Consider the following 23,950-nt stretch of genomic DNA (forward strand, 5'->3'; position numbering starts at 1 on the left):
GCGAACTGATAGATATATTCGACAAAGACGCGCATTGACGAGCCTGCTAGGTGCTATGGGGTAAGCTCTGGTTGATAGTTGTCTGCGACATAATACAAAGGGGTTGACGATGGCTTCTTTGAAGGTTCAGTTGTTTGTCAATCTATTGAGCCTGCAGTGCTTTGAGGTTAGGGTAGATAGCCGTTAAGTCATCATTAGCCGCCTTGGTTGGTAGTGCAAGTATTAAATATGGCTGAGATAGCAGCCAATCTATGTGAGTTAGACGAAGGCTATAGTTGGGTTGCAGTGGAATCTGATTTGGGGCACCCGTTTAATGGATAAGGGGAACCGTGTGCGGTGGGAGAATGTGGCGTTTGCCGAGTTGACGCTTGAGTGTCTGTATGAGCTGTTGAGATTGCGGGTCGATGTGTTTGTGGTTGAGCAGGCTTGTGCCTATCCCGAGCTGGATGGCAAGGACACCTTGCCCGAGACGCGCCACCTGTTAGGCTTGGATGCAGAGGGGCAAATTATTGCCTACGCAAGAGTATTAGCGCCTGGGGTAAGTTATCCTCAGGCCAGCATCGGCCGGGTGATCGTTGCCGAGTCTGCCCGTGGTGGTGGCGTGGCCAAGCTTTTAATGCAGCAGGCGATCGCCATTGCCAAGCAAGCCTGGCCGGGGCGAGGAATTCAAATCGGTGCCCAGGAGCATTTACGCCAGTTTTATCAAGACTTGGGCTTTAGGTCTGTCTCAGAGGTTTATCTTGAGGATGGGATTCCCCATCTGGATATGTTGCTAAAGGATTGACTTACGGTGTCGCGGGGACAAATAAAGGAGCACACTGAGTGCTCCTTTATGTTCGGGTAATTAAGCCGTAAGGCTTGTCAGCCACCTAGTTGGTGACTAATCCCTGAGTTGGATCTTAGGCTCATGCTCAACTTCGCCATATCTGTCTATGGTCGACAGTTGGTTTTGCTGGGCGATAATAGCCAGTGGACCCGAAGGCAAATGGCGAACAAACAACAGCCGATACCCATATCGATGCAGGCTATAAAGGGCCATCTTTTGTTCCGCGCTCATTGAGCTCCAATGCTCATCATGATGCAGGACGTTCCCTCGCCTGTCTTGCAGTTGTTGTGCTATTTGCATGTTATTATCTACACGTTTGTCGGCCGATGTAGCCAATAATTTTTCTATGCTGACTAAGGTCAGACAGTTATAAACGATTAATCTGAATGAGATTAACGTCAGTCATTCTACTGACTCTGATTGAACATAAATTGAACGAGATCAATTTATCGGTCGAGATTGGCACACGACTACTAAAAATTATGAAAGTGCTCACATATTCACCATGAATTGAGACAGGTAAAAATGATTAATTATATTGAGCCCCTATTCAGACCACCTTCGGAGTGGAAGTCCCTCATTCTTCAAGTGACTAATGGGTGTAGCTGGAATCGCTGTCACTTCTGTGACATGTATACCGCGCCGCAGAAGCAATTTCGTGCACAAAAACTGGATAATATTGCAGCGGATATTGAACGGGTGGCGCAAAGCGGTGTGCCGGTTTCTCGGGTATTTCTGGCTGATGGCGATGCCATGAGCCTGCCTTTTAAGCGGCTTGAGGCTATCTGTTTGTTGATTCGTGAGCATCTGCCACTGGTGACCCGAATTAGTAGTTATTGCCTGCCGCGCAATCTTAACAATAAGACGGACGAGCAGCTGGCTCGGCTCAGAGAGTTGGGGCTGAGCCTCTTGTACGTGGGTTGTGAGAGTGGCGATGATGAGGTGCTGGCTCGCATCGAGAAGGGCGAAACCTTTGACTCCTCTTTGCTGGCGCTACAGCGTATACGCGCTGCCGGCATGAAGTCCTCCGTGATGATACTCAATGGCTTGGGGGGGTGGAGTTATCCCGGCAGCATGCGCTCAATTCGGCGCGCCTGATGAACCAGGCACAGCCCGACTATCTATCGACGCTGGTGGTCACTCTACCCCTGGGTAAGGCGCGTATGGACGCCGGATTCGATGGTGATTTCAGATTGCCGGATCAGCATGGACTATTGAGTGAGATGCAGCTGCTGCTGAGTGAACTTGAGCTGGAGAAGACTATCTTTCGCTCGGACCACGCCTCTAATTACTTAGTGCTTAAGGGGATCCTTGGTCGTGATAAACATAACTTGTTAGCCCAGGTCGATCAGGCGATGCAGGGGCTGGTGCCCCTGCGTCAGGAGTGGCAGCGCGGCCTATGAGCCCGTTGCTAATGAAAGAAGTTATCGCTCGATATGGATCTCGCGTACCGGGCAGGGGATCTCTATACCCGCCTGGCGAAGCGCGTTGATTAGCTCCAAATTGACCTGATATTTATTCTGATAGTAGCTGTTGGTGGGTACCCAATAACGCAAGCCTATCTCTAAGCCTATGCTGTTAAAACCATTGATACCTATCTGGGGCGGACGCTCCTGGTTTACCTCTTTGTTGGCATCAAGCACCTGCTGGGCGATGGCGAGCACTTGGTTAGCATCGCTGCTGTAGCTGATGTTAAAGCGGATCTCGACCAGCTTGTCGCTAAAGGAGTTGTGCAAGATCTCGCCGACAATATGTTTATTGGGGATGCTAATCACCTCGCCTTCTTCATTGGTCAGCAAGGTAAGCCCCAGGTGAATACTCTTGACGACACCACTAACGCCTTGGATCTCTATGGTGTTGCCCACGACGAAGGGGCGGGTCACTATGATGGTCACGCCGGCGGCGTAGTTTGACAGCATGCCTTGCAGCGCCAAGCCTGCGCCCAATGATGCGGCACCAATGGCCGCCACCATAGGTGTGATACTGATCCCCAGTTTACCCAGCGCGATAATACCGACCATGATAATGATGATTATCCGCACTAGATTAGAGACGAAGTTACTCAGAGTAATGTCGATCTCATGTTTTTCAAACTGCCTAGCGACTAGGTTGGAGACCTTGTTGGCTACCCAGAGTCCCAGCATAAAGATAAGCAGGGCGCCGACTAGTTGAAAACTGTATTTCACCAGAAATTCGGTCAACAGGGTGTAGACATTCTGCAGTTGCGCCAGCTCCTGCTCCAGACCATTTTCATTCATAGCACTCTTCCTAATACCTTGGTGTACGATGATTGCGTTAACTATGGCTATGTTACTTAAATTTCAAAGGCTTGATAACAAATATCTCAAGTTTGTGTCATGGCAAAAATTAGCGTGAGGCGCATCAAGCTATTGCGATGCATTCGGGGGCATAGGGTGCAGTATAAGATATAGTCTGTTTCCCTGTAAGTTAACTTAACTGTATAGAAAGAGGCATTATGAAAGCGCTAGTTTTGGCCATGGGCGTGTTGTTCTCGGCCGCCAGCTTTGCCAGCAGCCTGACCCAAGGTGACCATATCGAGGCGATAAGCCTGACTGATCAGAATGAAGCTGTGTTGGAAGTCAATTCGGATACCCAGGTTTTACTCTTTAGCCGTGGCATGAAAGGCGGTGAGATCATTCAGGAGGCGATTGAGTCTTTGGAGTCACCTATGCCGAGCAATTGGCGTTATGTAGCGGATATCAGCGGTATGCCTTCGCTTATCGCCAAGTTTGTTGCCATTCCTAAGATGCGAGATCTTAGTTTCGCTATCGGTCTCGACCAGGAAGGCGAGGTGACTCAGTTGTTACCTGGTGACAAAGAGACGGCAACGGTTATCAGTCTGGATGGACTCAAGATCATCAAGGTCGTTCAAGTCGATTCGGCAAAAGCTCTGCTGGAGGCGGTGAAATAATCCAAGTAAGGCTTTCGACAACGCTTACTAATTTCTTTTAAATATTAATCGCTTAAGTTGGTTTTTATCGAGTCGAAAATCGAATCGATATTTTTGGAATAAAAACTTATTTATTAAGCATAAAAATTCGTTGATCTGTTCAGAAAAATAGCGTTTACTTCGCTGCGATTTTTAACCGAATCACGCGAATTTATTTTTATTCTGCTACGGAGATACTGGCGAGATGAGCCAATTTCAAGCGATTGATGTTAATGAGTATTATGACCAAGCTACCTTTGACCGTATCAAGTCATTTGCTCAGGACAAACCGACACCTTTCGTCGTAATTGACACTAAAATCATTGCGAAACAATACGATGACATGGTGCATAACTTCCCTTACGCCAGTATCTACTATGCCGTTAAGGCGAATCCTGCCAGAGAAGTATTGACGTTACTGCGTGATCGCGGTGCCAACTTCGATATCGCTTCTATCTATGAGCTGGATATGGTGAGCGATATCGGCGTGACGCCTGACAGAGTCAGCTATGGCAATACCATCAAGAAACGCCAAGATGTGCGCGCTTTCTATGAGCGCGGTGTGCGCATGTATGCATCCGACTCTGAAGCAGATCTTCGTATGATCGCCGAGGAGGCACCTGGCTCTCGCGTCTATGTGCGTATCTTAACCGAGGGGACTCACACCGCCGATTGGCCCCTATCACGTAAATTCGGCTGTCAAAATGAGATGGCGCTTGAGCTGTTGGTGTTGGCTAAGGCCCTTGGGCTTGAACCCTATGGCATCTCGTTTCATGTTGGCTCGCAGCAGCGTGATATCGGCGCCTGGGATTCGGCTATCGCTAAGGTAAAGAGCATCTTCGAGCGCCTGCGCGAAGAGCATGGTATTGAACTCAAGATGATCAATCTGGGTGGCGGTTTTCCGGCTAACTATCTGGATAAAACCAACGAGCTGGGTACTTATGCTGAGAAGATCACTCACTTCCTCAAAGAGGATTTTGGTGATCAGCTGCCACAGATCATTCTGGAGCCGGGCCGTTCTTTGCTCTCCAATGCTGGCGTCTTGGTGTCAGAGGTGGTGTTGATCAGCAAGAAGTCACACACGGCGCTGGAGCGTTGGGTCTTTACTGATGTGGGTAAGTTTTCTGGCCTGATTGAGACCATGGATGAGGCGATTAAATTCCCTATCTATACCGAGCGTCAGGGAGAATTGGATCGCTGCGTGATCGCAGGTCCCACCTGCGACAGTGCCGATATTATGTATGAGCACTATAGCTACGGGCTGCCGGTGGATCTGACCATTGGCGATCGCATGTATTGGCTAACCGCAGGTGCCTATACCACCACTTATTCGGCCGTCTGTTTTAACGGCTTCCCGCCCTTGAAAGATTACTATCTGTAAGGGAAGACAAAAGGGCGCCTAGGCGCCCTTTTATTATCTCTGTTGTTCCCGCTATTTGGTGTGGGTCTTTAAGATCTGGTGTAACGCTTCCTTGATATGCAGTTTTTCCTGTTTGAGACCCTTCACTTCTGGGGTGAAATCGCTGGCCGCATGTTGTTCTAAGGCTTTTATCTCGTCATCGAGTTCGTTGTGTTTATTAAACATCTTAAGAAAATGCGCGTCTTTTGCTTTGAGTTCGCTGATTAAGTCTCTGTATTCTGGAAACATATTGGCCGTCCTTCTTGGTCAATGTTTTGGGGAGAGTGAAAAGCAAAAAGTGCTGTTATTCCCTTTGCTTTGAGTTCAGCCTAGCGCGATTTTAGTGGTGAGTTTGTGAGCTGAATCACCGACTGGACAAGCAGATCCCATCACTCTTTTATTACTATTTAACTATATGTAATTAAATAAAATTATTGGCAACGTTTGTGCTGAATGTTGAGGTTTTTCAAGCTTCTTGCCTTACTAGAATAAATTTGCCCTATTGGCTGGCGGCTTAGGTGGGAGTTGCTATATTTTCAGTGCTGATAGCGGAAAAAGTTTGGTAAATTCATTACAACAAAATATCTAACTGCTGGCGGGGAAAGTGTGATCAGGTTAACCTTAATGGCTTTCATACTAGGTTAAAGTCCATTTAATAAGAATTTTATAATCAAAATTGAAAGGGGTTTTCATAATGTCAGATGTATTTCATTTAGGCCTGACGAAAGAGATGTTAGATGGTGCAACGCTTGCTATCGTTCCCGGTGATCCTGAGCGTGTGAAACGTATTGCCGAGTTGATGGACAATCCAACATTCCTGGCCAGTCATCGCGAATACACCAGCTATCTTGCCTATATCGATGGTAAACCTGTGGTGGTCTGCTCTACCGGTATCGGTGGTCCTTCTACCTCTATTGCCGTAGAAGAGTTGGCACAACTGGGTGTTAATACCTTCTTGCGTGTCGGTACCACGGGGGCGATTCAGCCTGAAGTCAATGTGGGTGATGTGATCGTGACTCAGGCATCAGTGCGTTTAGACGGCGCTAGCCTGCACTTTGCACCTATGGAGTTCCCAGCAGTGGCGAACTTCGAGTGTACCACCGCTATGGTTGCAGCGTGCCGTGATGCGGGACTAGAGCCTCACATTGGTATCACTGCCTCGTCAGATACCTTCTACCCAGGTCAAGAGCGTTACGATACGGTATCTGGCCGTGTTACCCGCCGTTTTGCCGGTTCGATGAAAGAATGGCAAGAGATGGGAGTGCTTAACTACGAGATGGAGTCGTCGACGCTGTTTACCATGTGTGCGACTCAAGGCTGGCGAGCGGCTTGTGTGGCGGGCGTGATCGTTAACCGTACTCAGCAGGAGATCCCTGATGAGGTAACCATGAAGAAGACTGAGACCAGTGCTGTGTCTATCGTGGTCGCTGCGGCGAAGAAACTACTGGCTTAAGCAATTGTGATAACTCGCAGTAACAATAAAAAGGCGCCTTAGGCGCCTTTTTTTGTCTGCATATACTTTGTCATGCATCAGGGTAAGTATTAGAAGTGATATTTAGCGATCACCGAGTAGGTGTTCTGGTCTACGCCTTTAACACCGTACTTGTTTTTCCAAAAATCATACTCGATACCCACAAACAGCTTATCTTTCTTGTGTGAACCAAAGATGGCCGCGCCTAGGTCGTATTTCACCTGAGGGTTAAAGTGGAGGTTTTCTTCATAGCCAGTGTTATCGGCAGCAAACACCCAGTCGATAAAGCCGTCGAGTACTATGTTGGAATTGCCTACGGGGAAGTCCATTCTAAACACAGGTGTTAACTGCCAACCATCGCTCATGTTACCGCTGCTGATGGCATCACGGCGATAGGTATTAAGTTGGAAGTAGCTAAAATAGGGGATCTTAAAATCCAGGCCAACACCATAGAGGAAGCTCTTGACCGGGCCTTCGCCCTCTTCGAACGTAAGTGCCAGTGAGACATCTGTGAGTGCGCCTGCGCCTACAGTCTTGCCTGAGATCTTGCTAGCGCTGAACCGCGGTGAGATCTCGCCGTAAGTGGTGCTATCTTTACCGCCATTGTTGCCGTTGAAGAAGATAAAGTCTTGAAAGGCGAACCAGTCGCCATATTTCCAACCGCCGGCGGTTTCAATGGTGATAGTGGTTTGTTGGTCAGAGGGGGCAAGATCATAGTCGTCGCCATAGAGGGCAGTGGCACTGATGTCCCACCAATGAATCATCTCATCTGCTACGGCAGGTTGTGCGGCAAGCAGTGCGAGTAGCAGCCAATTTCTGTTCTTCATCATATTACCTTTTATCATTGTTATTTGGGGCTAAATTGAAAACAATCTCTGCATTTCTCTGATGCATTTGTTGCTTATTTTTACGCCTTGTTATTGATGCGCCGCAAGTATAAGGGATTTAGTGATTGTGCCCAATTACAAAACAACCAATTTCGTATGGTTAAGTTAAATGTTTGTTGCCTATGTCACATTTTGTGTCGTGACATAATATGTCGCAATCGGAATTAAGAGCTGATATAGTCTTCGCAGGGATACTCTCATTTCAGGGGGGAAATATGGAGTTTTCTAATCCTATCTTTATCTGGATAGCCGTGGGTGTGGTGCTGATGTTAGCCGAAATCATCTTGCCCGGCGGTATCGTGATTTTCTTGGGCGCCGCCTGTCTGGTGGTGGCAGGCGCACTGACGTTAGGTTTTGTCGACGGGATAGTGCAGGCCATGACGCTCTGGTTTATCAGCTCAATCGTTTTGCTATTGGCTTTTCGTCAGCTTACCCAGCGCCTGGTGGGAGGCGATTCCCATGTGGACAATACCGATGAAGAGTTTGATCTCTATAACCAAATTGCCATTGTTAAGGCGGTGATCGGCCCGGCACAACAGTTGGGACGAGTCGAATTTCAGGGAAGCGAATGGCCAGCACTGGGTGATGGCAGTGAGATCCCTGTGGGTGCTCAAGTCAGAGTGATCTGTCGCGAGAATATTGCCTTAGTCGTTGAACCTTTGACAGAGCAGGCATAGGCCTGGCTGACTTTTTAGAGGAAGGAATCTATGTTCGAATTTACGCTATTTATACTCTTTGTTTTCTTTATTCTTTATAACTTGTTGCTTATCGTTCCGATGCGCGAGGTCCATGTGATCGAGCGTCTGGGCAAGTTCAGGCAGGTACTCCAACCTGGTTTTCATTTCTTAATTCCATTTTTCGACCGCGTCGCCTACCGTCATGATACCCGCGAGCAGGTGCTGGACGTTCCGCCTCAAAGCTGTATCTCCAAAGATAATACTCAGCTGGAGGTCGACGGCTTGGTTTACCTCAAGGTGATGGATGGCAAGCTGGCCAGTTATGGTATCGAAGACTATCGCCGCGCCGCAGTTAACCTGGCGCAGACGACTATGCGATCTGAGATAGGTAAGCTCAGTCTGAGCCAGACCTTTTCTGAACGGGATAGCCTCAACGAGTCGATTGTGCGTGAGATCGATAAAGCCTCGGACCCTTGGGGGATCAAGGTACTTAGATATGAGATCAAGAACATTACCCCGTCTCACAAGGTGATCCACACCCTGGAGAAGCAGATGGAAGCCGAGCGTAGCAAACGCGCGGAGATCACGCTGGCCAACGCCGAGAAGGCGGCGATGATCAACCTCTCCGAAGGGCAGCGTCAGGAGGCGATTAATCTGTCGGAAGGTGAGAAGCAGAAGCGGATCAACGAGGCGAAAGGTACCGCGCAGGAGATCGCCATTATCGCCCGAGCCAAGGCCGAGGCGATGACCTTAGTGTCAGAAGCGTTAGCGCTCGAAGGGGGCAACGAAGCGATGAATATGCAGCTCAAGGAGCAGTTCATCAATCAGCTGGGTAAGATACTCAACGAAGCTGAAATTTCGGTGGTGCCGGCCGAAATGGCTAAGCTGGAGGGGTTTTTTGAAGGAATGGAGCAGGTGACTCAGAGTGTGGGTCAGGTAAAAGGAGGTCGCGCATGATTGCCAATATCAACACAGATTTAATCCTACTGGGCATTTGGGGGCTGATCTTTGCCATCTTTATCATCAAGTTGTTCCAGTCGATCCGCTTAGTTCCGACCAAGTCAGCCTATATCGTCGAGCGTTTGGGTAAGTATCACACCACCTTGGATGCAGGCTTCCATGCCCTGGTGCCTTTTATCGATAAGGTAGCCTATGTGCATGACCTAAAAGAGGAAACGATAGATGTGCCGCCCCAGGAGTGTTTCTCCAGCGACGAAGTGAACGTCGAGGTAGACGGGGTGATCTATATCTCTGTGGTTGATCCTGTAAAGGCCAGCTATGGCGTTACCGACTATCGCTACGCCGCCATTCAGCTGGCGCAAACCACTACCCGCTCTGTGATAGGTACGCTGGATCTTGACCGCACCTTCGAGGAGCGAGACGTGATCAGCGCTAAAGTGGTGGAAGTGTTGGATCAGGCCGGGGCTACCTGGGGGATCCGGGTTCATCGCTATGAGATCAAGAATATCACCCCGCCAGAGACGGTGAAGAACGCCATGGAGATGCAGGTTAACGCCGAGCGTGAGCGCCGCGCCCTGCTAGCCAAGAGTGAAGGTGACAAGCAGAGCAAGATCAACCGCTCCGAAGGTGTTAAGGCCGAGATGATCAACCGCTCCGAGGGTGAGATGCAAAAGCGGATCAACGAAGCCGAGGGTAAGGCCGAAGAGATCCTCACCATAGCTAAAGCAACCGCAGAGTCTATTGAGCGTATGGCGCTGGTGGTATCGGCTCCCGGTGGCAAAAATGTGGTGCGTATGCAGCTCGGTGCCCAGTATCTTAAGCAGTTCGATGGCCTGACCCATAGTGCCAGCAAGATAGTGCTACCGGGGAATATGATGGACTTCGATCACTGGATGGACAGCATAGGGTTGGAAGAGAGCAAGGAGTAATCTTTGCGCTTGAGTTAATTGAGCCTAAGCCTTTGCTTAGGCTTTTTTATGGCCGGTGCTAAGGGGCGCTGGGAGTTGGTGGCGGTAGGATCACGCAACGCCTCCTGTTATACTTGCCGCCTGATTTTTTGGAGGCAAGAATGGACGTATCTTCTTTACTCGACGGCTTAAACGATAAACAGCGCGAGGCCGTCGGCGCACCACAATCTAGCATGCTGGTGCTGGCAGGCGCGGGCAGTGGTAAGACCCGGGTGCTGACACACCGTATCGCCTGGTTGATGCAGGTAGAGCAGCAGAGTCCCTATTCTATCTTGGCGGTGACCTTTACCAACAAGGCTGCGGCCGAGATGCGTGAGCGTGTGGAGAAGGTCAGCGGCAGCAGTATGGGCCGTATGTGGATAGGTACCTTCCACGGTTTGGCGCATCGTCTGCTGCGCACCCACTATCAAGATGCCAACTTGCCCCAGAGTTTCCAAATTCTCGACTCAGACGATCAGCTCAGGCTGATTAAGCGCATTTTGAAGAGCCTTAACCTGGATGAGAAGCAGTATCCGTCTCGTCAGGCACAGGGCTATATCAATGGCAAAAAAGATCAGGGGCTAAGACCCAAGCATATCGATGCCGGTGGCTTCCCCATAGAGCAGAACCTGCTGAAGATCTATCAGGTGTATCAGGAGTCTTGCGATCGTGCAGGACTGGTGGACTTTGCCGAGATCTTATTAAGAGCCCATGAGCTGTGGCTTAACAAGCCTCATATTCTGGAGCATTATCAAGAACGATTTAAAAACATCCTGGTGGACGAGTTTCAGGATACCAACGCTATTCAATATGCCTGGATCCGCGTGCTGGCGGGCAGCAGTGCTAATGTGATGATTGTTGGTGACGACGACCAGTCTATTTACGGCTGGCGTGGTGCCCAGGTGGAGAACCTGCACAAGTTTCTACAGGACTTCCCGGCGGCCCAGACCATACGTCTGGAGCAGAACTACCGTTCTTCGGCCAACATACTTAATGCCTCCAACGAGCTGATCGCCAACAACCCAGATAGACTGGGCAAGAAGCTGTGGACCGAAGATCAGGCGGGGGAGAAGATTGGCCTCTATTGCGCCTTCAACGAGATGGATGAGGCGCGCTTTATCGTCGGCCGCATCATGGATTGGCAGGATATGGGCGGTAACCTGAGCGACTGCGCCATCCTCTATCGCTCTAACGCTCAGTCGCGGGTGTTGGAAGAAGCACTGCTGCACAAGGGGATGGCTTATCGCATCTATGGCGGCCTGCGCTTCTTCGAGCGTCAGGAGATCAAGGATGCCATGGGCTACCTGCGCCTGATCAGCAATAAAAATGATGATGCCGCCTTCGAGCGTATTATCAATACGCCGGCGCGTGGCATAGGTGGACGAACCTTAGAGATCCTGCGCAGCACGGCGCGTCAGCAGGAGCTGACCCTGTGGCAGACCTGTCTGCGTCTGCTCGATGAGAAGGTGCTCTCGGGCCGGGCCGCCAACGCGGTGCGCGGCTTTATGGACCTGATTGTGACCCTACAGCAAGAAACAGACGAGCAGTCGCTGCATCGCATGACAGATCATGTTATTCAAACCTCAGGGCTCAAGGCCATGTATGAGGCGGAGAAGGGCGAGAAGGCCCGTGCCAGGGTGGAAAACTTAGAGGAACTGGTCACTGCGGCGCGCACCTTTGTGATGCCAGAAGATCTCGAAGATATGGGCGAGCTCAACGCCTTCCTATCTCATGCGGCGCTCGAAGCTGGTGAGGGGCAAGCAGATGCCTTTACTGATGCGGTGCAGCTGATGACCCTGCATTCGGCCAAGGGCCTGGAGTTCCCTATGGTCTTTATGGCGGGTGTCGAGGAGGGGATCTTCCCGAGTCAGATGGCAATGGATGAGGGCGATAGACTCGATGAAGAGCGCCGCCTTTGCTACGTGGGCATGACCCGCGCCATGAAACAGCTCTATATTACCTACGCCGAATCACGCCGTATTTACGGCCGGGAAAACTATGCCCGTCCGTCACGTTTCATCAAGGAGATCCCTGGTGATTACGTGCAGGAGATCCGCATGAAGACCAGTGTGTCGGCACCGGCCAGTAGTAATAGATTCAGTCAGGCACAGGCCTCGTTCAATGATTCAGGTTTTAATCTGGGTCAGCGAGTGAACCATCCTAAGTTTGGTGAAGGCACTGTGACTAACTTCGAAGGAAGCGGTGCCCAGGCCAGAGTTCAGGTGGATTTTCTCGATGTCGGCAGCAAGTGGCTGGTGGTCGCCTATGCAAGATTGGAAACCCTGTAAGCCAAGGCAGATAAAGCGCTTGAAACTCTTAGGGCGTCAGTCATAATGCCAAAGGATATTGATGAGCTTGCCCACAAAAATCAAAGGCTAAAGCAGTCGTTAGGAGAGCCTAAAAAATGAGGTTAAGGGATAAATTAGACGCCTATTTGCGTCTGGCACGGATGGATCGCCCCATCGGTACCTTTTTGTTGTTATGGCCGTGTCTGATGGCACTGCTGTTAGCGGCCGGAGGCATGCCAGATCTTAAGGTGTTGATCATCTTCGTCATTGGCGTAGTGGTGATGCGCGCCTGTGGCTGTATTATCAACGATTATGCCGACCGTAAGCTAGACTCCCATGTTGAGCGCACCAAGAGCCGTCCTCTAGCCAGCGGTGAAGTGACTGTCAAAGAAGCGCTTATCCTGTTTGTGGTGTTGGGCCTGTTGGCCTTTGGCCTGGTATTGATGCTTAACCCCTTGGTGGTGCAGCTCTCCTTTATCGGCATCATACTGACCATCATCTATCCCTTTACCAAACGTTTCACCAATATGCCGCAGATGTTCCTCGGCGTGGTGTGGAGCTGGTCGATTCCTATGGCCTATGCGGCGCAACTCGGCACAGTACCGGTAGAAGCCTGGTGGCTGTTTGCCGCTAACTGGTGCTGGACTGTGGCTTACGACACCATGTATGCCATGGTGGATCGCGATGACGATCTTAAGGTAGGCATCAAGTCGACGGCGATTCTATTTGGCCGCTTCGATCGCCAGATCATCGGCTTGTTCCAGTTGGCCGCCCTTGGTTGTTTTGTTATGGCGGGTCTCAGTGCCGATCGCGGCCTGGTATTTGCCTTGGGGATCCTCACTTTTATCGGCTTTAGTCTCTATCAGCAGAAGTTGATCTTCGATCGCCGGCGCGCTCCTTGTCTGCAGGCATTCTTAAACAATAACTGGGCAGGTATGACCCTGTTTCTGGCTCTGGGTATCGATTATCTGCTTTAGTCCCTATATCGCCAATTAAGCCACCAATGACGGTGGCTTTTTTGTTTTTACTGTGCTGACAGTCGATCTCTTTCTTCCCCCCATTGGATCATCTTTCTCTTCTTATTTTGCTTCTTAAGGCTTACGTCACAGGCTTAGAGGCGCTAGTGATACAGGCTGCAAGTGAAAGGTTATCTGAGCTCTATCCATTGAGTGTAATTTTGTTGACCTAAGATTGGGTTATTGCAGTGGAAATGTGATTGAATAATAGATAAGTTATTGTATAAAAATCACTTTAAGATAGAGCGGGATGATCAATTCATCCCATCAGGGCAGCGCTCAATCGTTGTCAGAGGAACTGAATATGGATGTGACCCAAGATCTGCAGTTTGTTCGCAGTGTGGTTGTAGATAATATTGCCGACACCCAAATTGATGTTAGTGAACTACATGGGTTCGGCTTATTTTGCCAAGAGTCCGGCTTTGAAGCGGGGCAGGAGCTATGTGTGCTCGATGGTCAGGTTCTCACCATTGAGCATTATGAGAAGATAGAGGCGTTGGTTGCGCCAAATATCCTAGCTTATAAAAATTATATCTTTATGGAATGTAATTACTTAGGGGCAGATAAGCTGTTGGTTAGGCCTTTTAGAACCAAGTATAGTTACATCAATCACAGTCGCACGCCTAATGTCGAGCTGAAGCGCGAACCGCTGCGTATAGTGACCTTGAGAAAGATTGTGGTGGGAGAGGAACTAACGATTGATTATCGCAACGAGCCGCTACCAGAAGCCTATGTAAATAACCCAGTAAAGGATTTTTTGTAAATGGTTAAAACTTCGGTGATGTGTGTTCAGCCGCTAGAACTCGGTGTTGACACCTTTGATGCGGCACTGACGAATAATCGTAATATCAAGAAATTCTTCAGCGCAAATATGGATGTTAAGCCAAGCATCGATTGGATTAACTCCTTCTTAAAAATCCATACCAGAAGCAAAAATTTCAAGTCGATTCTCTCTTCTACTCGGACGCCGGTATCGGGACAGTTACTGAAGGCTGATCTCGCACAGTCAATGTTCTGGGTTAACGATGAATTTGATATTTCTGACAACTTGCTTCCCAAGGAGTGTAAGTTCGATCTGATTTTCGATTATCGTCTCTACAGCTTTATTCTGGTTTACGAGCTGGTATTCGAGTTTGAAGAAGCTCGATTGATGCAATTATTAGGCACGGATTATAAGGATCAAGATAAGAATAATCTCTATAACACTGTGCGTAACCTATTGGTTAAAGAGCATAATGATAGTCAGATCAGCGTTTGGGCATCTCAGGTAATTGAACTAGCGAAGATGAAGACAATTGAATGTCTTAAGCTGATTGATAACAAGCGTAATCATGAGGTGAAGCTGCTCAATAATACAGGGAATATCACCTTCTTCTATCAAGCCGACGCGGCTAATCAAGGGCTGAAAGAAGCCATATTTAACTGTAATACTCAGGCCGAACGTGTTTCCTATAATCAGACCATCATTCTAGATAATGACAAGGTCAGTTACCGTTTTTACAGTCGCTTTCATTCGATTATTTCTAATGATAGAAGTTACTACCATAGGTTCTTCCCGATTCAATACCACATTCAATATATGTGGTTCTCCACGGCTTACTTCATCAATCTCATGGATGAGCTCAATCGTCGCATCCTAATCGATGATCGCAACAAGAGTATTGAAAAGAATCGTGTGGTGATCGACGAATATATCAATAAGTTCGAACTGCTTAGGATCCAGAATCAGGACATGAAGTCTCTGTTTGAGTCTGATAATGACAAGATATATGTACCGATGGAGAGTAAATGGAATATATGTAACGCGCTCGATAATGCGCAATCTTATGTGGCGTCATTTAAAGATTACCTTGAGCGTTCCTATCAGCGTCGTATGGAAAGCACCAACACCAAGCAGAGTAAGATTTTGTTTGTGATCTCCTGTATTCAATTGATGGGACTGGTGAGTATCTGGAACGACTATCTATCTCTCTCAAAAGTAAGGCAGTTTATGTATACCACTGGGATACATAAAGATTCCCAAGTGGAGTTTGTGCTCAGTATTAATACCTGGTTCCCCATTGCGCTCTTTGTTGGGCTGTTGGGCTTTATGGTCTACAGTCATTACAAGAGCCGCTAGAATAGCGTCATAAAAAAAGCCAGTTATTTGCAACTGGCTTTTTTATTATCACGGGCGATTGAGCTTACTTATTTTCAGCTTCTTTTAGCCACTGTGCGGCGCGTTTGGCGAAGTAGGTCAGAATGCCATCGGCACCGGCGCGCTTGAAGCACAGGAGTGACTCCATCACGATTGCCTTTTCGGCCAACCAGCCATTTTCGATGGCTGCCATATGCATGGCGTACTCACCGCTCACCTGATAGGCGAAAGTCGGTACGGCGAGCTCTGTCTTCACGCGATGAACTATGTCCAGGTATGGCATGCCAGGCTTAACCATGACCATATCGGCGCCTTCCTGAATATCCAGGGCCACTTCGTGTAGCGCTTCATCACTGTTGGCTGGATCCATCTGGTAGCTATGCTTGTTGCCGCCTTTGAGGTTGCCAGCAGAGCCAACTGCATCGCGGAAAGGACCATAGTAGTTAGAAGAGTACTTGGCCGAGTAGGCCATGATCTGGGTGTTCACATGACCAGCTGCTTCCAGGGCTTGACGGATAGCGCCAATGCGGCCGTCCATCATGTCAGATGGGGCGACGATATCTGCCCCCGCTTCGGCGTGCGACAGTGCCTGCTTGACCAGGATCTCTGTGGTGATGTCGTTAAGGATATAACCGCTATCGTCGATGATGCCATCTTGACCATGGGTGGTGAAAGGGTCTAGCGCCACGTCAGTCATCACGCCTAGCTCAGGGAAGGCTTCTTTCAGAGCGCGTACTGCACGCTGGGCCAATGCATCGGCATTGTAGGCCTCTTCGGCCATGAGTGTTTTCTTCTCGGCTGGGGTCACAGGGAATAGGGCCACCAGAGGGATCCCCAGTTTGACCAGTTCTTCTGCCTCTTTGAGCAATAGATCGATAGAGTAGCGCTCGATGCCAGGCATAGAGGCGACCTGCTCAGTACGGTTATTACCTTCGAGCACGAACATAGGGTAGATCAAGTCGTTTACCGAGAGCTGGTTTTCGGCCATCAGACGGCGACTAAAATCGTGTTTACGCATGCGGCGCATTCTGCGCTGAGGGAAAGCACTGGTAATGATGTTCACATTCGACTCCTAATTTAGGCTTGTTTGCTTTATTGGGCTACACACTGCAAAGCTCATCCAAGGATGAGGCGTAGCCGCTAAGTCAGTTAATTTAATTCTTCGATTTCGGGCGAATAGACGCAAACGCGATTTCGGCCCTCATTCTTGGCACGATAGAGTGCCTTGTCTGCTTGGTCGACCAGCAATTGAGTATGCTGATCATTGACAATAATTTCGGCGCAGATCCCGATACTAATGGTGAGCGGAATAGCCTGTTCTTCCCAGGTGAGTGGCAACTGGCATACAGTGTTGCGCATTAATTCAGCCACTTGCCTTGCTCCCTCCGAGGAGGTATTGGGCAGTATCATAGCAAACTCTTCCCCACCGAAACGTGACACCAGATCACTTGGCCGCCTTAATTTTGCTTTTAGCGCCTGGGCAATGGTCTTGAGCGCCTGATCGCCTGCCAGGTGGCCATAGGTATCGTTGATGGCCTTAAACCGGTCGATATCTATCATCAAGATGGCCAGCGGTGTCTCTTGGCGACGACTCAAACGTCCTTCGGCCTGCAGTCGTTTCTCGAAGGCGGCACGGTTTTTCACGCCTGTGAGACTATCGACAGTGTTTTGTTCGGTAAGTTTCTGGTTGGCCTCATTTAATTCACGAAGTGCGATCTCAAGCTCTAAAGTACGCTCCTGTACCATCTGCTCAAGACGTTCATTGCTGTCGGCTTCGATTTTCAATGCCTCTTCACGAGCCTGACGAATGCGCTGGGCCTGAAGCAGGGCTTCTTGCTGGATCTTCTGCTTGGCTTTACGTTCATCGTTATAACGAATGGCCAGTACCGCGGCCATGAATACGATCTCAAAAGTCAGGCCAATCATGATAGGTGTCTGGTGCATGATGGGCAGATAGATCACCCCGAGATACATCAAGGCGGTGATAAAGGAGCCTGCCATCATACCCGACCAGGCGAGTGTGTAGAGTCTGGCCAGCTTATGACCTCGCAGGCTCAGCAAGATGGCGATCAGCATCAGCATGCTGGTGGTGAACAATACGGCGATGATATTGAGCTTAAGGGCCACCGAGTAGCTTAAGAAAGGGGTGACTAAGGTGAGAAACAGCGCTGTGGCGGCGCTGTAACGGCAGAGCCTCAGCATCTTGAGGTTATGGTATTTTAGCTGCAGGACCTTCTCGGAAAACATCAACACAAAGGTCAATGCGAACGGGATCAGTATGGGGATCATGATCGCCTGCAAGGTGGGCCAGTTGGGCCACAGATAACGAAACGACAGGCCGTGCAGGGTCGCCACCAATAGGGTGACAGATAATACATAGCCAGAGTAGTAGCTGTAACTGTAGGAGCGCGAGGTGAGCGCAATAAACAGGCTGAACAGGCCGATAGCCATCAGGGCGCCTAGCTGAAACCCTTGATAGAGAGACTGGGTTTCGGTGGCATTAACGATATGATCAGCCGATAGCAATGAGATAGGCAGATTGGCGCTGCCTTGGGTTGCAACGCGAATATAGAAAGTGTGTATCGCCTCGGGGGGCATCTCGAATCGGTAGAGAAAGTCATTGTTGATGATAGGGCGCTGATGAAACGAATAGCTGTCGCCCATCTCCAGGTGAACCGTCGGCTTACCCTTTTGTTGGTGGTAAAGGTTTATCTCATCCAGGTGAGGATTAGCCAGTTTAAGGTAACGCTGCATCGGGATTTCTGTGGCGTTGTAGAGGCTGACCTTGACCCAGAAGGGCTTGACCCCAAGGTGTTGATTAAACTCAGGTGAAAGTCTTTGCCAGCGGCTGGAGCTGAGCCGACTTACCTGCTCTATGTGGGTGAGTTTGTCATCTTGTACATAGTAGAGCCAAGCGGAGAGCTCGATAGACTGATCTTTGTTGACCGCCAACAGTGACTCGCCTAGGCCAATGCCAGGAAAGCTTATGGTGAGCAACAGCAAGAGCAGCTTAAATTGGCTCATAGTCCGCTTCCAGGCCAAAAAACTCACAGCTGTTGAGATAGGCCTGACGAGCAAAAGCGTTGGCATTCTCGCCTCGCAGTGCAGCTATCGTTTGACTGATATAGGGCAGATACTGAGGTTTGTTCTTGCTCGACTTGGGTTTGGGGCGCATGCTTCGCGGCAGCAGATAGGGACTATCAGTTTCTATCATGATGCGCTGGGCTGGAATATCGGCCACCAACTCGGCCAGCTCCTGACCGCGCCGTTCGTCGCACACCCAGCCTGTGATGCCTAAGTGCAGATCCAGTTCGATATAGCGTTCTAAGCTGGCACGGTTGCCGGTAAAGCAGTGTAATAATGCGCCTTTGAGCTGAGGGCGATAGTTCTGTAATATCGACGCAAAATCGTCGTGGGCATCACGTTCATGCATCAGTACCGGCATTTCGAGCTCGACCGCCAGTGCAAGCTGCGCCTCGAAGGCCTCGCGCTGTTTTGGCCGGGGTGAGAAGTCCCGGTTATAGTCCAGGCCGCATTCGCCAATGGCCACCACGCCTGTTTGTCTTGCCAATTGCCTGAGTTGCTCGGCGCTAGATACCTCCCACTCACTGGCGTGATGGGGATGCACTCCCGCCGTGGTGTAAAGCGCTTTCGGGTAACGGGCAGCAAAGTCGATGGCTTGCTCGCTCTCTGGCAGGTTGGAACCAATAACAATAAGCGGCGAAACCCCTTGGGCCGCCGCATCATTTATGAGCGTATCACACTCTTTTTCTAATGGGCTGCCAACTAAGTTGACAGCTATGTCTATATAACTCGGCATTATTCGAGGCGTTTAACCCTAATGGTAGAGTTGGTGTCATCTTTACCCAAGAGGAAAGAGCTTAGTGCGCCTTTCTTGATATACACAGATTCGCCAGCCTTAACCTTGAAGCGGTTAGTGTCGTTCTGTTTCCACACCTGGCCGTTATCGAAGGTGATGGTTAAAATACCATGTGGGTTTTTCTTGACCGACTTGACGGTTAACTCAATCTTGTCGAGCTCGGCTTTCTCTTCCTTATAGACCTTACCAAAGCTCTCTTCTGCCGCTTGTGCAGTGGCTACTGTGGCGGCAGGTGTGCTAGCCACAACGGCGTTAGCCTTAGGAGCTGGTTTAGGCTGATGTGCGGGTGCCGCTACGGGCGTGACATTCATGCTGTGCTTAGGCGCCTTGCCTACTTTAGCCGCCAGGGTGTCGTAGCAGATTAATCTGTCTAGCTTGTCTTGTTTGGCCGCACATTGGCTGAGTTGTTGCTCAATACCAGCAGAGGCATTCAGTGAAAAAAGCAGAGTGGAGAGGGCTAGCCAACTGGTTGTTGCCGCAAAACGTAAGCGCATATAGAGTTCCTTTTTATTATGGAGAGCTCACGGCGAGACAGGGCAAAATGCGGGTAATAAATAGCGTTAAGCTATCCGTTGACGGCTAGCTTAACGCAAGGTTCTGTTTTATTACTACTCAGGGCTGTCTTGCTCGGTGAGCTCGTCTTCGTCAGAGTCCTTTTTACTGTAGAAACGCGCGGCAATCAATCCCCCTTCAAACAATATCAGCATAGGAATGGCTAACATGGTTTGCGAGATGATGTCTGGCGGCGTCAGCAGCATGCCTATGACGAAGGCGCCGACAACAATATAGGGACGCTTAGCCTTAAGATCTTCGACCGTCGTAACACCTGCCCAGCAGAGTAGAATCACCGCAATGGGGATCTCAAAGGCCAGGCCAAAGGCGAAGAAGAGTTTAAGGACGAAACTCAGATAGCTACTGATATCGGTCGCCACTTGCACACCTTCTGGCGCAACACTGGTGAAGAAGCCAAACACCACTGGAAAGACGATGTAGTAGGTGAAGGCAATACCCAGATAGAAGAGTATGGTGCTGCTGGTAAGCAGAGGTAGCATCAAACGCTTCTCATGTTTGTACAGGCCAGGGGCGATAAAAGACCAGATCTGGAACAAAACATAGGGAATAGCGATAAAAAATGACAAGACCAATGTCAGTTTAAAGGGAGCAAAGAAGGGGGCTGCCACATCGGTAGCGATCATGCTACTGGTTTCTGGCAAAGCCTGCATTAGCGGCGTTGCCATGTAGTGATAGATATCGTTTGCCCAGTAGACCAGGCAGATAAAGACCAGAAGGACACTGCCAATGGCCTTGAGCAACTTGTTGCGTAACTCAAGCAAGTGGCTGATTAACGGCTGTTGTTGCGACATGAACTACCCGTCAGATTTTTCGGTTGAATTGCTGGCCTTGGCTGTAGTGGTCTCTGCAGGTTTCGCCTTGCTGGCGGCATTGTCGCTGCCATTGGCTTTCTCTTCTACCTTATAGGGACGATTAACAGATTGGGCTGCTTCTTTTAATTGATCGATTGAATCCTGTAACTCGGGAGAGAGGTTTTTTAAGCCCTGGCTTTCTGCCTTCTTGAGATCTGCATGCAGCTCTTCAATTTTAAGCTCTTGTTCCAGTTCATCTTTAACCGAGTTCGCCATGCGTTTCATGGCGCGAATCCAGCCTGAAATTGAGCGAACCGCGACCGGTAGTCTTTCGGGGCCAAGTACAACCAGCCCCAAAATACCAATCAACAGTAGCTCCATAAAGCCGATACCGTCGAACATAAGGAATTACGCCTGTTCTTTGTCCTTGGACTCAGTCTTCTTTTCGTCAGTCTGAGCAGTTTTTTCTGCGCTGGTGTCTTCGATAGCCTTCTTTTCTTCTTCTGAAGACATTGCATTTTTGAAGCCCTTAACAGCACCACCGAGGTCACCACCTAAAGAGCGCAATTTCTTAGTGCCGAAAAGCAAAACTACGATTAAAGCAATGATAAGAAGTTGCCAAATACTGATGCCACCCATGTAACTTTCCTCTTGATGTAATACTGGTCCTATTATGACCCTTTGGTTATTTAGTGCTAGCTAAAATTTACGATTCTTTGGTCTAGATCGCCATCCGAGTAACCAAAGGGTTGCACCGATGCCGATACAAGCGTAAGAGGCCCATAGTGTAGCGTTTTGAGAAAACAAAATACTGCCACAGATCACTAAAACTGCCGATGTGATTAAAAGGTAGTTACTTTTATGGGCTTTTTGTTGCTGTTTTAGATAGCGATCCAGCAACTGGTTCTGGCTATTAACAAAGTTTTTGCCCATTTTCAGGTTGTCATACACGAGTTCGGGTAGCTCGGGCAGCTTATCTGTCCAGTAGGGGAATTGCTTCTTGATCTTCTTCGCCATTCCCATGGGACCCATCTGTTCGTCCATCCAGCTTTCCAGGAAAGGCTTGGCAGTTTGCCAGAGATCCAGCTGAGGATAGAGTTGACGCCCCAGTCCCTCGATATAAAGCAGGGTCTTTTCCAGCAGGACTAATTGAGGCTGCACCACCATGTCGAAGCGACGCGCGGTACGAAACAGCTCCAGCAGCACATGGCCGAAGGAGATCTCATCCAGCGGCTTGTTAAACATGGGTTCACACACCACCTTAATGGCTTGCTCGAAGGCGACCAGATCTGTGTCGGCGGCGACCCAACCCGACTCGATATAGAGCTGGGCGATACGGGTATAGTCGCGGTTAAAGAAGGCGAGGAAATTCTCTGCCAGGTAGCGCTTATCTTGCTCGGTGAGCGTACCCATGATGCCGCAATCCAGCCCTATGTAGAAGGGATCCTCGGGATGCTCAGTGCTGACAAAGATGTTGCCGGGATGCATGTCGGCATGGAAAAAGTTGTCGCGAAACACCTGGGTAAAGAAGAGCTCGACGCCGCGTTCGGCCAACAGTTTGAGGTTGGTCCCTTGGGCTTCCAGTGCCGCCCTGTCAGATACGGGGACGCCATAGATGCGCTCCATGACAATAAGGCGGGTAAAGCAAAACTCTTCGTACATCTTAGGGATGTAGAGGGCGCCCGAGTCAATGAAATTGTTTCTGAGCTTGATGGCGTTGAGCGCTTCAAGCTTGAGGTTGAGTTCACCTTCTATGGTGGTGCGGTAGTCTTCCACCACCTCTGCTGGACGCAGGCGGTTGCCCTGACCCAGCAGGGTCTCCAGCACCTGTGCACTTTGGGTCATCAGCTGCAGATCGGCGTGGACCTTCTCTTCCACATTGGGCCTGAGTACCTTGAGCACCACCTCTTCACCATTGGACTTTAGGGTGGCGGTATGTACCTGAGAGATAGATGCCGAGGCCAGTGGGGTGTCGTCAAAATTATCGAAATAGGTCTCTATGGGCGCACCGAGTTCGGCCTCAATTTGGGCTCGGGCGATGGCAGAATCGAACGGCGGCACCCTGTCTTGCAACATGGCGAGCTCTTCGGCCCACTCATCGCTGAGCAGATCCCGGCGAGTCGAGAGCATCTGCCCGAATTTGATGTAGACAGGGCCCAGCTCTTGCATTGCCAGCTTGAGGCGTTCGCCGCCCACCTTATCTTTATGTTGGTTGGTTAACCAGAAGAAGCTCCAGCGCAACAGCCTGAAATACCAGGGTTTGAGCTTAGCGGGGATAAGATCATCCAAACCATATTGAAGCCCCGTCTTTACGACTTGGTATGCACGCCGCATGCTTTTGATTGTCATCTGTTGCTGTTTGCCTTGTTTATGAGTCGCTCAATCCGTTGGCTTAAGGCGTCGGTATCGGCCTCAAGTTGTTCGATTCTATCACTAAAATGCACAAGTTCTAGCTTGTGTGGGCTCAGGCGATACTCTTCAGAGGTCAGTTGTCCCATATGGTCCCAACTCTTTGAGAGCACTTGACTCACCTGTTGCTTTAACTGCCTGGCACCCTGTGTCACCAGGTGGGTTGGCGCATCGCCGATATAGCGAGATAAAGGCTCGGCAAAGTCAAACTCCACCTGTTGCATAAAGTGGCTAAAGCTCTGTAATAGGTTGAGATCGCCTTCCAGAGTCAGCTTGTCTTGCTTGATTAATTCAGTGAGATTTGCGCCTTCGGTGAGGCGGTACAGGGTAGTCAGATCGGCATTGACCTTAGTGGTCACCTCGCCATCATACTGGCTGAAGACCTGGATCTCCTTGGCAAACAGCAGATAGATGGGCCAGCTCAGTTGGCTGAGTTCGAGACAGAGTACTCGCCCCTGCAAATTGTGGAGTTTGGCGTAGGCGCCGGGAGACTGCTGAGTCACTTGTTTGAGTGCGGTTTCTAGGCCCGCACTGATCAGCAATGCAATTTCACGTTTCATGCGTTACCTAAGACCTATGAATCGTTGGCTGCTGGGCTAGTCATCAAATGATGACAGCGCAAAGGTGTCGCTATTCTACACTAAACTGGCGGCAAAAGGGCTAGGTAAAAATGTCATTTATTCAGTGAGATTGCGGCGAGGTGGTCAAAACAGGCGACAACAAAAAAGCCCCGAATGTT

Annotated in this window: 24 protein-coding genes and 1 pseudogene; 12 read left to right on the top strand and 13 right to left on the bottom strand. The window is 49.6% G+C overall.

From position 1 onward, the window contains the following. Positions 1–313 precede the first annotated feature (313 nt). Entirely contained in the window at positions 314–784 is a 471-nt protein-coding gene (locus tag L2712_RS00170; RefSeq protein WP_283104722.1) for a GNAT family N-acetyltransferase, read from the top strand. 96 nt (positions 785–880) lie between these two features. On the opposite strand, the gene L2712_RS00175 is transcribed toward L2712_RS00170, so the two are convergent. Beyond that, the gene (locus tag L2712_RS00175) at positions 881–1,057 is read right to left on the bottom strand and encodes a hypothetical protein (RefSeq protein ID WP_232479466.1); all 177 of its coding nucleotides are present in this window, start codon (positions 1,055–1,057) and stop codon (positions 881–883) included. Between the two features lie 294 nt (positions 1,058–1,351). Between L2712_RS00175 and L2712_RS00180 the strand changes: the two are divergent. Continuing rightward, positions 1,352–2,229, top strand: a pseudogene (locus L2712_RS00180) (radical SAM protein). 21 nt (positions 2,230–2,250) lie between these two features. Here the strand turns inward: L2712_RS00180 and L2712_RS00185 are convergent. Then, positions 2,251–3,084 (bottom strand): mechanosensitive ion channel family protein, encoded by an 834-nt coding sequence (locus tag L2712_RS00185; protein ID WP_248976530.1) that lies wholly within the window; start codon positions 3,082–3,084, stop codon positions 2,251–2,253. A gap of 218 nt (positions 3,085–3,302) precedes the next feature. Here L2712_RS00185 and L2712_RS00190 point away from each other — a divergent pair, with 218 nt between their 5' ends. Then, complete coding sequence (locus tag L2712_RS00190) at positions 3,303–3,758, top strand: hypothetical protein (protein WP_033539506.1); 456 nt, start codon at positions 3,303–3,305, stop codon at positions 3,756–3,758. A gap of 223 nt (positions 3,759–3,981) precedes the next feature. Further along, the gene (locus tag L2712_RS00195; protein ID WP_248976531.1) at positions 3,982–5,157 is read left to right on the top strand and encodes a type III PLP-dependent enzyme; all 1,176 of its coding nucleotides are present in this window, start codon (positions 3,982–3,984) and stop codon (positions 5,155–5,157) included. Positions 5,158–5,208: 51 nt separating this feature from the next. On the opposite strand, the gene L2712_RS00200 is transcribed toward L2712_RS00195, so the two are convergent. Beyond that, complete coding sequence (locus tag L2712_RS00200) at positions 5,209–5,424, bottom strand: HP1242/YdcH family protein (RefSeq protein WP_088905536.1); 216 nt, start codon at positions 5,422–5,424, stop codon at positions 5,209–5,211. A gap of 445 nt (positions 5,425–5,869) precedes the next feature. Between L2712_RS00200 and udp the strand changes: the two genes are divergently transcribed. Then, complete coding sequence (udp, locus tag L2712_RS00205) at positions 5,870–6,628, top strand: uridine phosphorylase (RefSeq protein WP_033539504.1); 759 nt, start codon at positions 5,870–5,872, stop codon at positions 6,626–6,628. Positions 6,629–6,717: 89 nt separating this feature from the next. Here the strand turns inward: udp and L2712_RS00210 are convergent, their stop codons facing one another. Further along, a complete protein-coding gene (locus L2712_RS00210) occupies positions 6,718–7,473 on the bottom strand; it encodes an outer membrane protein OmpK (RefSeq protein ID WP_248976532.1) in 756 nt (251 codons plus the stop codon). A gap of 275 nt (positions 7,474–7,748) precedes the next feature. Between L2712_RS00210 and L2712_RS00215 the strand changes: the two genes are divergently transcribed. From L2712_RS00215 to L2712_RS00245, 7 genes are all read left to right on the top strand, one after another. Then, positions 7,749–8,210, top strand: coding sequence for an NfeD family protein (locus tag L2712_RS00215; RefSeq protein ID WP_088905535.1), 462 nt, complete (start codon positions 7,749–7,751; stop codon positions 8,208–8,210). 30 nt (positions 8,211–8,240) lie between these two features. Next, positions 8,241–9,167, top strand: a complete 927-nt coding sequence (locus L2712_RS00220; RefSeq protein ID WP_033539501.1) for an SPFH domain-containing protein — start codon at positions 8,241–8,243, stop codon at positions 9,165–9,167. After that, positions 9,164–10,099 (top strand): SPFH domain-containing protein, encoded by a 936-nt coding sequence (locus L2712_RS00225; protein ID WP_033539500.1) that lies wholly within the window; start codon positions 9,164–9,166, stop codon positions 10,097–10,099. The genes L2712_RS00220 and L2712_RS00225 overlap by 4 nt, the downstream gene beginning before the upstream one ends. A 140-nt stretch (positions 10,100–10,239) precedes the next feature. Then, entirely contained in the window at positions 10,240–12,405 is a 2,166-nt protein-coding gene (uvrD, locus tag L2712_RS00230) for a DNA helicase II (RefSeq protein ID WP_248976533.1), read from the top strand. Between the two features lie 116 nt (positions 12,406–12,521). Further along, a complete protein-coding gene (ubiA, locus tag L2712_RS00235) occupies positions 12,522–13,382 on the top strand; it encodes a 4-hydroxybenzoate octaprenyltransferase (protein WP_033539498.1) in 861 nt (286 codons plus the stop codon). A 289-nt stretch (positions 13,383–13,671) separates the two neighbouring features. Beyond that, entirely contained in the window at positions 13,672–14,184 is a 513-nt protein-coding gene (locus L2712_RS00240; protein WP_248976534.1) for an SET domain-containing protein-lysine N-methyltransferase, read from the top strand. Further along, positions 14,185–15,540 carry a hypothetical protein gene (locus L2712_RS00245; RefSeq protein WP_033539496.1) on the top strand — a complete coding sequence of 452 codons (1,356 nt, stop codon included), beginning with the start codon at positions 14,185–14,187 and terminating at the stop codon, positions 15,538–15,540. Between the two features lie 64 nt (positions 15,541–15,604). Here L2712_RS00245 and hemB read toward each other — a convergent pair whose 3' ends face one another. From hemB to L2712_RS00290, 9 genes are all read right to left on the bottom strand, one after another. Continuing rightward, positions 15,605–16,621 carry a porphobilinogen synthase gene (gene hemB / locus L2712_RS00250; protein ID WP_033539495.1) on the bottom strand — a complete coding sequence of 339 codons (1,017 nt, stop codon included), beginning with the start codon at positions 16,619–16,621 and terminating at the stop codon, positions 15,605–15,607. Between the two features lie 86 nt (positions 16,622–16,707). Continuing rightward, a complete protein-coding gene (locus L2712_RS00255; protein ID WP_248976535.1) occupies positions 16,708–18,582 on the bottom strand; it encodes a sensor domain-containing diguanylate cyclase in 1,875 nt (624 codons plus the stop codon). Beyond that, complete coding sequence (locus L2712_RS00260) at positions 18,569–19,378, bottom strand: TatD family hydrolase (RefSeq protein ID WP_248976536.1); 810 nt, start codon at positions 19,376–19,378, stop codon at positions 18,569–18,571. Before L2712_RS00260 ends, L2712_RS00255 begins: the two co-directional genes overlap by 14 nt. Next, complete coding sequence (locus tag L2712_RS00265) at positions 19,378–19,932, bottom strand: hypothetical protein (RefSeq protein WP_033539492.1); 555 nt, start codon at positions 19,930–19,932, stop codon at positions 19,378–19,380. The genes L2712_RS00260 and L2712_RS00265 overlap by 1 nt, the downstream gene beginning before the upstream one ends. A 114-nt stretch (positions 19,933–20,046) precedes the next feature. Then, positions 20,047–20,802: a twin-arginine translocase subunit TatC gene (gene tatC, locus L2712_RS00270; RefSeq protein WP_033539491.1), complete on the bottom strand. Its 756-nt coding sequence runs from the start codon at positions 20,800–20,802 to the stop codon at positions 20,047–20,049. A 3-nt stretch (positions 20,803–20,805) separates the two neighbouring features. Beyond that, positions 20,806–21,204: a Sec-independent protein translocase protein TatB gene (gene tatB / locus L2712_RS00275; protein WP_248976537.1), complete on the bottom strand. Its 399-nt coding sequence runs from the start codon at positions 21,202–21,204 to the stop codon at positions 20,806–20,808. 6 nt (positions 21,205–21,210) lie between these two features. Further along, positions 21,211–21,441 carry a Sec-independent protein translocase subunit TatA gene (tatA, locus tag L2712_RS00280; RefSeq protein WP_033539489.1) on the bottom strand — a complete coding sequence of 77 codons (231 nt, stop codon included), beginning with the start codon at positions 21,439–21,441 and terminating at the stop codon, positions 21,211–21,213. 60 nt (positions 21,442–21,501) lie between these two features. Then, positions 21,502–23,151: a ubiquinone biosynthesis regulatory protein kinase UbiB gene (gene ubiB / locus L2712_RS00285; protein ID WP_088905532.1), complete on the bottom strand. Its 1,650-nt coding sequence runs from the start codon at positions 23,149–23,151 to the stop codon at positions 21,502–21,504. Beyond that, a complete protein-coding gene (locus L2712_RS00290) occupies positions 23,148–23,771 on the bottom strand; it encodes a ubiquinone biosynthesis accessory factor UbiJ (RefSeq protein WP_248976538.1) in 624 nt (207 codons plus the stop codon). Before L2712_RS00290 ends, ubiB begins: the two co-directional genes overlap by 4 nt. Positions 23,772–23,950: the final 179 nt, after the last annotated feature.

This window comes from Shewanella marisflavi, assembly GCF_023283925.1.
GTDB lineage: Bacteria > Pseudomonadota > Gammaproteobacteria > Enterobacterales > Shewanellaceae > Shewanella > Shewanella marisflavi.